The sequence below is a fragment of the Nostoc sp. NOS(2021) genome (assembly GCF_017115025.1).
Classification (GTDB): Bacteria; Cyanobacteriota; Cyanobacteriia; order Cyanobacteriales; family Nostocaceae; genus Nostoc.
In genome coordinates, this window is the sequence record NZ_JABXKM010000258.1 from 1 (window position 1) to 10,633 (window position 10,633).

A 10,633-nucleotide genomic window follows, 5' to 3' on the forward strand; every position below is an offset into this window, starting at 1 on the left:
GTAGAATTCTCCCCCTGCTCCCTGCTCCCTGCTCCCTGCTCCCTGCTCCCTGCTCCCTTATCTCCCTCATCTCCCTCATCTCCTTCATCCCCCTCACTCAGCAAAGTTGACTTAACAAACTACTAGGCGTCCAATTTTTTCTCCACTAATTCGTTAGTCAGCTTAGGATCAGCACGTTTGCCTGTCTTTTTCAGAACTTGTCCGACAAAGAAGCCTTTGAGGTTGGTGTTACCGTTGCGATACTTTTCTAGTTCTTTGGGATTGGCGGCTATGACTTCATCAACGATCGGTTGCAATACACTAGGATCGGTGATTAACTCCTGACCCGCAAAGGCTTTCTCAGGAGAAATACCACTGAGCAAATCTGGCAACTTTTCTTTAGCTTGAGCATTGCTAATTTTGCCCGTTTCAATGCGAGTGATAATCTCTGCTAAATTGCTGGGAGTCAGGGCGATTTCAGTAATACTGAGTTTTTGCTTATTGAGGTGTGCTGCAATATCTTGAGTAATCCAGTTTGCAGCAGCTTTGGGATTTGCTCCAGATGCGATCGCAGTTTCAAAATATTCGGCTACTGGATGATCTTCTGTCAGCACTCGCGCATCATAAGCCGAAAGCCCCAACTCACTTTCATAATGATGGCGTTTTTGGGCTGGTAATTCTGGTAATTCGCTGCGCCATTGCTCTAATTGGGCATTTGTCACCTCAATTGGTGCTAAATCTGGTTCGGGGAAGTAGCGGTAATCGCTAGAACCTTCCTTAATCCGCATACTACTTGTGCGTTGAGTGCCTTCTTCCCACAAACGAGTTTCTTGGATAATGCGATCGCCTGCTTCGATTGCGGCGATTTGGCGCTCAATTTCGTAGTCAATCGCCCGTTGGATGGCGCTGAACGAGTTCATGTTTTTAATTTCTACCTTGGTGCCAAACTCCTCTCGTCCCACCGGACGCACGGAAATGTTGACATCGCAGCGCAGAGATCCTTGTTCCATATTGCCGTCACTCACGCCGAGATAGCGCACAATCCGGCGCAACTCTTCGGCATATTCAGCAGCTTCTAGTCCAGAACGCAAATCAGGTTCCGAGACAATTTCTACTAAAGGTATACCTGCGCGATTGTAGTCTACCAGAGAATAGGAAGAACCGGAGAGGCGATCACTGCCTGCGTGTACCAATTTTCCAGCATCTTCCTCCATATGCAGACGCGTGATGCCAATGCGTTTGCGAGTGGGGTTTCCCTCAGCATCTACCAACTCAATTTCTAACCAACCATGTTCTGCGATCGGTAGATCGTATTGAGAAATTTGGTAATTTTTGGGTAAATCTGGATAAAAATACTGTTTACGGTCAAATTTGCTATATTTAGCGATTTGACAATTTAGCGCCAAACCAGCTTTTACGGCGTATTCTAATACTTTTTTATTGAGTACAGGTAAGACCCCAGGTAAACCCATACAAACCGGGTCAATGTTAGTATTGGGGTCAGCACCGAATGCCGTAGAGCTATTAGAGAAAATCTTGGTGTTAGTACTCAGCTGACAATGGGTTTCTAGACCAATAATCGCTTCATACTCAGTTTTTACGGTCGTAGCAGTGGTCATAATATCAATATTTGGGCATAATCCTTGTAGTGGTACTATTGTAGCGGCGTATTGAGTTGCCCTGAAGACGGTTATTTGGGTGAGCAATGCTTACCCTCTTGAGCTTGAAAAAGAAGGTGCAAACCTAAAGTGAAGAAAATCTTAATCATTGGTTCTGGGGGCGCTGGTAAATCTACCCTAGCCCGTGAACTGGGAACCATTTTAGGCTTAGAAGTGATTCACTTGGATGCTTGGTACTGGAATCCTGGTTGGGTTGAGACTCCAAAAGCTGAATGGCAGAGCATAATCCAAGACCTAACCCTACGAGAATCTTGGATTATGGATGGTAACTATGGCAGTACTCTCGACGTTCGTTTGTCGGTTGCAGATACAGTAATTTTTTTGGATTTTCCCCGTCTTTTATGTTTGTTGCGAGTGATTAAACGTCGTTTCATGTATGCTGGACAATCTAGACCTGATATCGCATCAGATTGTCCTGAAAGATTGAACTGGGAATTTATCAAATATATATGGTCATACCCAATTACTCGTCGTCCTGGAATTCTCGAAAAGCTTAGTCAACTAACACCAAATCAGCAAGTTATTATTCTTTGCGAACCAACAGAAGTCAGAGAGTTTTTACAAAATACACCGTATTTTAGGTAAATGAAGTACACGGGTAGGGGCACAACATGTTGTGCCCCTACGATTATCTGTACCTCACTAAGTTACAATCTGCTGTATTTCCCAATATTTAGATTTACTCAATTGATTTTTATTAAAATTATCTGAAAAAATAGGTAAAGCAAATATTGTTATTTATGTGCTAACTAACTAATAGTAAATAAGGTTAAATTACTATAATAAAGTATTAAATTAGCAAATTATATTAGGGAGCAAATAAGATTATGATTGATGTCAAAACAGCAGTAAATGCTGCCCATGAATACATAAAATCCATGCAAGACATGATGGGTTCTTCATTAGGAGATTTGAGATTTGAAGAAGTCGAACTTTCTGAGGATAAAAGCTTCTGGTTGATTACTTTAGGGTTTGATATTCCTAAAAAACCTCCTAAAAGTCGATTGGAAGAATTAATTCCTATCTCTATTGCTCCTACCCTTGTGTTGTATGAACGAGAATATAAACTTTTTAAGGTAAATTCTCAAACTGGCGAAGTAGAAGCAATGAAAATTAGACAAGTATGAAAAATTTGATTGCTTCCCTTGTTCGTTGTTATTGCCAAAAAGGGATTTTAATTGATACAAATATCCTGCTTCTCTTCTTAGTTGGGAGCGTCAATCAAGAACGAATAACTAAATTTAATCGAACCCAGCAATTTCTACCAGAAGATTATGAGCTTCTGCTAGAATTTATTGCACGCTTTCAAAAGCTTGTAACAACTCCGAATATTCTGACAGAAGTTAATAGCCTCGCAAATCAACTTGGTGAACCTGAACGTTCTCAGTGCTTTGCAATATTTGCTCAATTTGTTAAAAATGTTGCTCTTTTGGATGAATACTACGTAAAGAGTTTAGATGCTGTTAATACTGAAAAATTTGTCAAATTCGGACTTACTGACAGTGGAATCCTGACTTTATCTAAAGGAAAGTATCTTGTACTAACTGATGACTTCAAGCTAGCAAGTTATCTTCATAGTCTAGAATTTGACGTGATTAACTTTAACAATATTCGTCCCCTTAACTGGAAGTAGAAACATCAATTATAAAAATATATACACCACTTAATTAATGCCTGAAACTCTTTAATAATAAATCAAACTATTAACATAAATTAGCACTCTCGGCTTGTTAGTGCTAATTTATGACTGAGGTTTAATGCCTATGATATAGACCAAAACTATACTTTTTCTAGATGCTTTAGTTACTTGTCAGGCATTATATTAGAAAAAACTAAAGCTTTCCTGCAAGGAATTTACAACTGGGAGTACTAGCATGAAATACACTTTTGATATTGTCGGCGTATCTCCACTTTTGCAGTTTTTTAATCACCAACAGCAAAATGAGCAAAAAACACCCCACCAAGGCGTGGAATACTTGGGAATGCATACGTGTACACTAGATACGTTTCTAGAATCGGTGGAATCAGTTCCAGCAAAGTGGGGTTGGAATCTAGATCAAGTGGTAGATACGGTGATTCAGTTTTGGTTGAACAACTCAGACAGTATTCGTTATTGGAAAGTACGTTTAAGTGATGCTGGTAAGGATAATTTACTAGTCGCAAGATTGGCGGATATAACCGCCTTACAAGCTGAATTTGAATCCCTACTAGATAAGGAGTGGTGAAGAGATAGCTAGAATTGAAGAAGAATTCAGGAGGGGAGCAGGAGTTGCTCCGCCTCCAGTCAAAATCAATGCTTTTCTCTGTTATTCTCGTTTTCAAGTGCTTTGAGAATTTTGAGATATAAATTTTCTATTCTTTTCGTCATTTCTGGAATTAGCTATTTATTCGCATAATTCTTCACTAAAAAATCTTTTTGCTTCAGTAATATTATAGCCAAATTGATTCAGGAAAAAGCTCGAAACCCCTTTGTCTTTAGCTATTGCTACTGAACCAGAATAATTAATACTAAACCTAGTACTACGAAAAAAGGTTTTATTGCCATTTTTACATGTAATCAGTCCCACAAAGGTGCATTCTGGGTCTCAGAAAACTACTGCTCCTATTTTCTCTGCTAATTTTTGAATTCTTGATGTTAAAAATGGTGTTTCCATGATCATAACTAGAATTTTACGGGCAAAACATTAACTATTTTACCTCAGTTAGTCAACATATTTTAAATTAAACAGTTATCCTCTGTATTGTCCCGAAAGCTATAGTAAAAATCTGAGAAAAAATTCATTTTATAATATCTAAAATTTAAGTATTCTAAACTAACTATAAAAAACGTAAATGCCTGCAATATAGCTTTCCCGTAGGCGTATAGCCCGCCGTAGGCATCGCACTTATCGAAAATCAAGAGTGTGTCCGCGCTCATTAATCCTACAAACGTTATTGTTCATTTTCTATTGAGCTTTTAATTGTATTTGTATTTTTTGAGACATTTAGGTTCATTTTACCACTGATGCTGACTTTACTTATGTGTATTCATACAAATTATACAATTCCAATAATTGTCAAACTTCTGCTTGAGCATTGTTGTGTCCTGGAAACAATTGCAAATTAAGGCGTTGAGATTCATAGCCACCTGAAAGTTACAACTTAGTTGGTCTAAAATATAGCGCTAAGTGTTGACAATCTATAAATAATCGAATAACAAGGTGGCAGCAGCATAAAAAAAAGCGTTAATGCATTCCTACTTAGAAACTAATTAACGCCCTTCATGAAATTTCATACGGATAAGATAATTATGCCAGAAAATACGGATAACAAAGCTTCCAAATCAGACAATCAGCCTATTGCCTATAAAGAACGCCTCAATTCTTGGGCGATCGCTCGTCTACTTCCTAATACGCAACGGGAGATTGTTGCTCGCTTCCGCAGCCGTTCTGATGCCGATGGTTATATGCGGCACTTACCTCAGGAAATACCAAATGCTTCCTACATGGTTGTTTTTGATTGTCAACGCCAAGAAGCTGTGATTTAAAGTATAAGTATAGGCAATAGACCTATCTTGAAAATAGGGAACAGCTTACAAGTCACAGGGAACAGGGAAAGAGATTTTCGTTCTGAATTGTGCTCACATAGCGGGCGCTTTGTGCTCACTCTGTTCATGAGCGTCTCTTGCAAAAGGGGCTTTTGCACTCTTGTGGTGAAAAGGGAAGGGTTAAGGGAAAAGGAAAATTCAATCCCTTTAACCCTTGTTCTTAATCCCCACTCCCCTTTTCTTGTACTCATGGGCGTAGCTTGCTTAAAAGTAGGGGTCTAGGAAGCCTGCCTCTGGGTGTCTACGCACTTGTGGTAAACTTAGGGTATGATAAAATAATTAAAAATGCGTAGGCGTAGCCTGCCCTAAGCTTGTGGAAGGGCAGGCAAAAGCTCAGTGACCGTCGGAGACATCGCTTACAACTCCAGATTGCAATTTACGCTTCACTTAAAAATTCTGGATGTTGCCAACGAGCATATTGACCTTTGTATTGTACCTTTTCAAATCCGAGTTTCCGAGCCACCCTTGCCAATTCACCAAACAGTAAGCCTTTGCGCGTCTATGTTGGTGAGCCACTAACTTCAAGTTTATTCGCGTCAGCAGCACATTAGGGAATGCAAGTGCGTCTCGGAGATAAGCCTAGTACGGACAATTTGCTGCGAAGTAAGTCGGCGTGAATAATTACAGCATATTGCAGGTTTATGAAGTACAGTAACAACAGTCTGTAAACCAGTTTTTTAGATGTTTCGGATTAATCAAATCAAGAGCCGTGGCAATAAGAATATCAACCATTTTTGTTGTGGTTGGAGAGAATTGACGTAAAAAAGCTTTAAGTTGCGACCACCAAAGTTCAATCGGATTAAAATCAGGAGAATAGGGTGACATATTGAGAACACTGGCACTCTTTGATAGAATCAATGGTTCAATTGAAGCTACTTTGTGAGATGGCACATTATCCATAACAACTACAGCACCCGGCCATAATTGAGGAAGCAAACATTTTTGAATAAATACTTTCATTTGCATTTCCATCCATTGAGGCATTCATCGTCATGACATCTTTTACTTTTTTTAAGCTTATTGCTCCAATAACCGTTACTTTCGCACCTCTATAAAATGGTTTTAAATCATACACTCTTTCACCGTAGGGGCTGCGAGCATGAGTTCGTGTTAAACCGAGCAAAACACCCATTTCATCAATGAAAACCAAGTTTTCCGGGTCTATATTTTTCACTTTCTCCCAAAATTCACATCTGAGCTTTTGGACTCTTTCCGTGGCACATTGGCTACTACGTAGCGTCTTTTTTTTTGTGTCAACTTTTGTCTTTGCAATGCACGACACATAGCACTAGTGCTTACCCATTTATCGTAAGTTTGTCCCCAATATTCACAATATTCAGATAAAGTTGCATCTGGATATTTTTCTACCATTTGAGCTAGCTCAATTTTATGCTTATCCAAATCACTCTTCATGCCTCCACCTTGTTTTTGTGGCTGTACATGACCTTGAGTTCTTTTGAGTAAAAGCAGCCTTTGTACAAAAGTCTTACTTACATCAAACCTAGAAGCTATTTTTCAAGCTTGATGTATCACCTTGAGAGTAAGCGTTAATTATTTTTTCTCGAAAGTCAATGGAGTAAGCTTTCATAGTACTAATTGATGCACTAGTATTTAGTGTACTCTATCTACCTGCAATCTGCTGTATAATGTCTAGCGCCCTGATGCCAGGAAATACCACAGTTGATAGTTAAAAACGTGGCACACATTGCTCTCATTCTAAAATTCATCTAATTTGAATGGTGGAACTAAAACTATGACCTACGCCTACAGCATGGATGACGCGGTGCAGGTAGCTAATCAGGCGGCTACTGACATTGAGGCGTGGTTATGGTCAAAGTCAGAAACCATCAGCGTTGTTAATGTTGAGGATGACCCAGACTACCAGCGCCGCGATGTTGACCTCATCTGGACAACGCACAGTGGCGAAATTTTGATTGAAATTAAGGGCGATAGGTGGAACAAGACACGTAACTTGTTCTTTGAGACTCACAGCAATCTAGAGAAGGGAACCCCCGGCTGCTTTATGTACACCGAGGCAGACTGGCTGTTTTATTACTTCGTGAATACGCGCCAACTGTATAAGCTACCGATGCCAAAAACGCGGGAGTGGTTTTTGATTACCATGAAGCGGTTTCGGGAGCGCTCGACTACCACACCCGTAGGGGGCAGTCATTACACGACTGTGGGGCGGCTTGTGCCGATTACAACGGTTATGTTGGAAGTGGCGGGGATTAAGATGGAGCAGCTGTAGGGGTGCGATGGGGCGATCGCATCCGTTCTTAGAGGAAAAGGGGAGAGCGATCGCTTCCCATGTTTGCGGGGTAGTTCTGGGACAAAGGGGGGCGATGCCTAACAGCGGGCTACGCCTACGCTGTTTCCCAATTTTTCCTCTAAGAATTCAAGTTCAACATCACTTAAAAAACTCCCCTTCATTCAAGTCAAGCAAGAAATTTTACTATAAAAACACATTCCAGTGTATATACGGTTGGCATGATAGTTTTCATCAAGGAAATTCCTTAGCTACGACGAGAGCAGAATCGTTGCGCGGTTGAGGCTTTAAAAATGCGCTCTACAACTGGCTTTTAGTCTAGTTCCTAGAGGAGGCGGATTTAAGCGATGCCGACCGGGAGAAAATCGCATTCGACAACTAGGACCATCTGTGCGCCGGCGTTCAGCGCATAGCGGCGCTATGATCTGAAACGAAAGACTGCATTCTGGAGGAACCTGTGCAATGAGCGATCTCAAGCTTAAAATTGGCTGCTCTAACTACGACCACACGCGTGCGTTGTTCGATGACACCGTAAAGATCGATGGCGTCGATGCCAGCTTCGAGAGCGCCCGCATTGTCTCGGACATTTTCGAGCGCATGGTGCGGCAGCGCGCGTTTGACGTCTCGGAATTGGGGTTGACGTTCTATCTACGCACCCTCGACCTCGATGATCCGCCGTTCATCGCGCTTCCGGTGTTTCCAAATCGTAATTTCCGACATTCGGCGATCTTCATCAACACGTCGAGTGGCATCGAAAAGCCGGAAGACCTCGCAGGCAAGACCATCGGCGAATTCGGGATTTACGGCCACGATGCGGGCGTGTGGCCAAAGGGGATTCTCTCGGACGAGTACGGCGTGACGCCGGACCAGTGCCGCTGGATCATCGGCGCCTCTGATTGGTACATGCCACCATTTGATTTCATCCCGCAACGGCATCCTGCGAACGTCGACGTAATGCCGGTGCCGTTCGGCAAAGCGTTGGGGCCGATGCTCGAAGCGGGAGAAATCGACGCGTTCATCTCGGCTGTTGCGCCGCAGTGCGTGCTGAACAACTCACCGCAAGTCGCGCGACTGTTTCCCGACTACGAGTCGGTCGAACGCGCGTACTACCGACGTACTGGCATCTTCCCGATCATGCATACGGTCGTAGTTCGCAAAGAGCTTCTCGCACAGCATCCGGCTCTCGTACAGGCCATCTACCGAGGCTTTTGCGACGCGAAAGAGGTTGCGATGGAGCAGTATCGGAAAGGCTTAATGGAGCAACACGGGAACCTTATGATACCGTGGTTTACTCCACTCTTCGACGAAAACCGCCGCCTGTTTCCTGATGATTGGTGGCCGTACGGCGTCGAAGCGAATCGCAAGACGATCAACACTTTCTTGCGCTATTTCTTTGAACAAGGTCTCTCGAAGCGGCGGCTGACATGCGAGGACATCTTCGTGCCGGAGCTACTCGGAACGTAACGCCGGCTGTGGTGTTCAGGCGCTTTTCGGAATCCTTCACGTATCTAGTAGTCTACCAAGGCAACAATGCTTGGTTACACAGTCGGGTATAAGCGTTCCATCTTTCTCCGTGCATCTGTGGTTTGAAAGCGCCAATAAACACTTGCGCGTTGAAGATTACCAGGCTTTATGGGTCTGTTCCCTCTGAATGGCAGCCGATTCCGTCTCATCGCCAGCAACCCACTCAGTCAACCAAGTAAAGACACTGCGCCCAGCTTACAGGAGTTGCAGACCATCTATGACCAGCGCTCGCATATTCCGGCACGCTTTCGCGACTTGACCTGGAGTTCTTGGTTCGGGATTAACAGCCGCATGATCGAGCGGCTTAAAGTAGGAAGGCTATTTCTTGGTGGCGATGCCGCTCATATTCACAGTCCCGCTGGAGCCCAAGGAATGAACACCGGCATTCAGGACATGGTGAATCTAGGATGGAAGCTAGCCTTCGTACTTAAAGGGTATGCCCCGGAAAAGCTGCTCGACACCTATGAGCAAGACCGCCTTCCGGTTATCCATAACGTGCTGACGAAGACAGAAGGCCCTGTCAAGCAAACCTCACGATCAAACCTGGAGATATGCTCTTCACGGGTTCACCATCTGGCTCCGCAGGAGTTCATGGTGGTCGTTTTCTAAAACCCTGCGATCGCATCCATGCAGAGATCGAAAACATCGGCAGCTTAAATGTGATCATGCGGCAGGACTAAAAACAGCAAAGAAGAAGCACATGAATATTCCACCTCTTAAGGGCATTCATCACGTCAAGTTCGCGGTTAGCAATCTTGATCATAGTTTGCACTTTTATGAGCAAGTCTTTGGTGCTAAACGGAATGTGGCATGGGATCACAAGCATGAAGATGGATCAATTTACGCCTACATTCTTGATGTTCCCAATCTCGGCACGCGAGTCGAACTGCGCCTCAGCCCTGAAGAAGCCGAGAAGCAAAAAGGTTTCGATCCATTGACCATTGCCGTTGATGATCGTGCTGCTCTCGAAGCTTGGGGCAAGCACCTAGATAAACTTCATATTGAACACTCGCCCGTGCTTACCGGAATTCAGGCATGGCTGATTGTCTTCGACGACCCTGATGGGCGGCGTTTACGGCTTTACACTCTCGCCACCCACGGTTCGGATCTGAAGTCGGACGAAGATTCACCTTGGCTGAAATACGCCAATTGGTTTCATACTGCTTCGGCAATTTGCATTGTGCCGTTACATGTAGCGCGCAAGCAACAAGAAAAAGCTCTAAATCTTTGCTGGTATGCCACCCAGCTTGGTCAATAGCTAAGAGAATATGTTTATTAGCGCCTAAGTTGAATTCACGGGCAAAATCTGCTAAAACCTGATTAAACAGCTCTGTATTGACGTAAGGAAGAATCCACCAATAACTTTCCCCGGTATTGGGATGTACGAACGCATAGAACCATAATTACTTGTATCTCCAGTTGACATTGGCTATAGGTGTTTCCTATCGACGGAACATAAACGTAGTCGTTTAATCGGCTTGAGTCCTAAACGTTAGCGAGTCTGCGAGCGTCTGTTCATCCTCGCACCAAAGTTGAATTTCTGCATCTGGGTAATATCATGTCCGGGTAATTAGTTGTGATTCCCATAGTCATTGC

At 43.1% G+C, this 10,633-nt stretch carries 15 protein-coding genes and 1 pseudogene; 10 read left to right on the forward strand and 6 right to left on the reverse strand.

Annotated features, from left to right (window positions below):
- Positions 1-122: 122 nt before the first annotated feature.
- Positions 123-1,598, reverse strand: coding sequence for an Asp-tRNA(Asn)/Glu-tRNA(Gln) amidotransferase subunit GatB (gene gatB, locus HWQ41_RS26430; protein ID WP_292769802.1), 1,476 nt, complete (start codon positions 1,596-1,598; stop codon positions 123-125).
- A 129-nt stretch (positions 1,599-1,727) separates the two neighbouring features.
- Here gatB and HWQ41_RS26435 point away from each other — a divergent pair, with 129 nt between their 5' ends.
- The 5 genes from HWQ41_RS26435 to HWQ41_RS26455 all read left to right on the forward strand — a co-directional run bounded on the left by HWQ41_RS26435 (position 1,728) and on the right by HWQ41_RS26455 (position 5,184).
- A complete protein-coding gene (locus tag HWQ41_RS26435; RefSeq protein ID WP_292769770.1) occupies positions 1,728-2,243 on the forward strand; it encodes a DNA topology modulation protein in 516 nt (171 codons plus the stop codon).
- Between the two features lie 242 nt (positions 2,244-2,485).
- Complete coding sequence (locus HWQ41_RS26440) at positions 2,486-2,785, forward strand: hypothetical protein (RefSeq protein ID WP_292769773.1); 300 nt, start codon at positions 2,486-2,488, stop codon at positions 2,783-2,785.
- Positions 2,782-3,291 carry a PIN domain-containing protein gene (locus tag HWQ41_RS26445; RefSeq protein ID WP_292769776.1) on the forward strand — a complete coding sequence of 170 codons (510 nt, stop codon included), beginning with the start codon at positions 2,782-2,784 and terminating at the stop codon, positions 3,289-3,291. Before HWQ41_RS26440 ends, HWQ41_RS26445 begins: the two co-directional genes overlap by 4 nt.
- A gap of 241 nt (positions 3,292-3,532) precedes the next feature.
- A complete protein-coding gene (locus HWQ41_RS26450) occupies positions 3,533-3,883 on the forward strand; it encodes a hypothetical protein (RefSeq protein ID WP_292769778.1) in 351 nt (116 codons plus the stop codon).
- A 1,064-nt stretch (positions 3,884-4,947) separates the two neighbouring features.
- Entirely contained in the window at positions 4,948-5,184 is a 237-nt protein-coding gene (locus HWQ41_RS26455; protein ID WP_292769779.1) for a hypothetical protein, read from the forward strand.
- Between the two features lie 699 nt (positions 5,185-5,883).
- On the opposite strand, the gene HWQ41_RS26460 is transcribed toward HWQ41_RS26455, so the two are convergent.
- From HWQ41_RS26460 to HWQ41_RS26475, 4 genes are all read right to left on the reverse strand, one after another.
- Positions 5,884-6,228, reverse strand: coding sequence for a transposase (locus HWQ41_RS26460; RefSeq protein WP_366931716.1), 345 nt, complete (start codon positions 6,226-6,228; stop codon positions 5,884-5,886).
- Positions 6,137-6,418 carry a transposase gene (locus HWQ41_RS26465; protein ID WP_292769785.1) on the reverse strand — a complete coding sequence of 94 codons (282 nt, stop codon included), beginning with the start codon at positions 6,416-6,418 and terminating at the stop codon, positions 6,137-6,139. The genes HWQ41_RS26460 and HWQ41_RS26465 overlap by 92 nt, the downstream gene beginning before the upstream one ends.
- Entirely contained in the window at positions 6,415-6,657 is a 243-nt protein-coding gene (locus HWQ41_RS26470; RefSeq protein WP_292769788.1) for an IS630 transposase-related protein, read from the reverse strand. The genes HWQ41_RS26465 and HWQ41_RS26470 overlap by 4 nt, the downstream gene beginning before the upstream one ends.
- A 212-nt stretch (positions 6,658-6,869) precedes the next feature.
- Entirely contained in the window at positions 6,870-6,971 is a 102-nt protein-coding gene (locus tag HWQ41_RS26475) for an FAD-binding domain-containing protein (RefSeq protein ID WP_366931717.1), read from the reverse strand.
- A gap of 5 nt (positions 6,972-6,976) precedes the next feature.
- Between HWQ41_RS26475 and HWQ41_RS26480 the strand changes: the two genes are divergently transcribed.
- From HWQ41_RS26480 to HWQ41_RS26495, 5 genes are all read left to right on the forward strand, one after another.
- Entirely contained in the window at positions 6,977-7,495 is a 519-nt protein-coding gene (locus HWQ41_RS26480) for a hypothetical protein (RefSeq protein ID WP_292769791.1), read from the forward strand.
- 480 nt (positions 7,496-7,975) lie between these two features.
- Positions 7,976-8,977 carry a hypothetical protein gene (locus HWQ41_RS26485; RefSeq protein WP_292769794.1) on the forward strand — a complete coding sequence of 334 codons (1,002 nt, stop codon included), beginning with the start codon at positions 7,976-7,978 and terminating at the stop codon, positions 8,975-8,977.
- Positions 8,978-9,145: 168 nt separating this feature from the next.
- On the forward strand, positions 9,146-9,646 hold the full coding sequence (locus tag HWQ41_RS26490; protein WP_292769797.1) for an FAD-dependent monooxygenase: 501 nt from the start codon (positions 9,146-9,148) through the stop codon (positions 9,644-9,646).
- Positions 9,589-9,717, forward strand: a complete 129-nt coding sequence (locus tag HWQ41_RS34390) for a hypothetical protein (RefSeq protein WP_366931718.1) — start codon at positions 9,589-9,591, stop codon at positions 9,715-9,717. Before HWQ41_RS26490 ends, HWQ41_RS34390 begins: the two co-directional genes overlap by 58 nt.
- A gap of 20 nt (positions 9,718-9,737) precedes the next feature.
- On the forward strand, positions 9,738-10,295 hold the full coding sequence (locus tag HWQ41_RS26495) for a VOC family protein (RefSeq protein ID WP_292769800.1): 558 nt from the start codon (positions 9,738-9,740) through the stop codon (positions 10,293-10,295).
- Here the strand turns inward: HWQ41_RS26495 and HWQ41_RS26500 are convergent.
- Positions 10,258-10,473: pseudogene (locus HWQ41_RS26500) on the reverse strand (IS630 family transposase); the annotation flags it as partial. The gene HWQ41_RS26495 and the pseudogene HWQ41_RS26500 overlap by 38 nt on opposite strands.
- Positions 10,474-10,633 lie beyond the last annotated feature (160 nt).

Excerpts from the sequence above, each read along its gene's own strand:
- gatB (WP_292769802.1), bottom strand. The coding sequence starts at position 1,598 with ATGACCACTGCTACGACCGTAAAAACTGAGTATGAAGCGATTATTGGT.
- HWQ41_RS26440 (WP_292769773.1), top strand. The coding sequence starts at position 2,486 with ATGATTGATGTCAAAACAGCAGTAAATGCTGCCCATGAATACATAAAA.
- HWQ41_RS26445 (WP_292769776.1), top strand. The coding sequence starts at position 2,782 with ATGAAAAATTTGATTGCTTCCCTTGTTCGTTGTTATTGCCAAAAAGGG.
- HWQ41_RS26450 (WP_292769778.1), top strand. The coding sequence starts at position 3,533 with ATGAAATACACTTTTGATATTGTCGGCGTATCTCCACTTTTGCAGTTT.
- HWQ41_RS26455 (WP_292769779.1), top strand. The coding sequence starts at position 4,948 with ATGCCAGAAAATACGGATAACAAAGCTTCCAAATCAGACAATCAGCCT.
- HWQ41_RS26460 (WP_366931716.1), bottom strand. The coding sequence starts at position 6,228 with ATGCCTCAATGGATGGAAATGCAAATGAAAGTATTTATTCAAAAATGT.
- HWQ41_RS26470 (WP_292769788.1), bottom strand. The coding sequence starts at position 6,657 with ATGAAGAGTGATTTGGATAAGCATAAAATTGAGCTAGCTCAAATGGTA.
- HWQ41_RS26475 (WP_366931717.1), bottom strand. The coding sequence starts at position 6,971 with ATGAATTTTAGAATGAGAGCAATGTGTGCCACGTTTTTAACTATCAAC.
- HWQ41_RS26485 (WP_292769794.1), top strand. The coding sequence starts at position 7,976 with ATGAGCGATCTCAAGCTTAAAATTGGCTGCTCTAACTACGACCACACG.
- HWQ41_RS26490 (WP_292769797.1), top strand. The coding sequence starts at position 9,146 with ATGGGTCTGTTCCCTCTGAATGGCAGCCGATTCCGTCTCATCGCCAGC.
- HWQ41_RS34390 (WP_366931718.1), top strand. The coding sequence starts at position 9,589 with ATGCTCTTCACGGGTTCACCATCTGGCTCCGCAGGAGTTCATGGTGGT.
- HWQ41_RS26495 (WP_292769800.1), top strand. The coding sequence starts at position 9,738 with ATGAATATTCCACCTCTTAAGGGCATTCATCACGTCAAGTTCGCGGTT.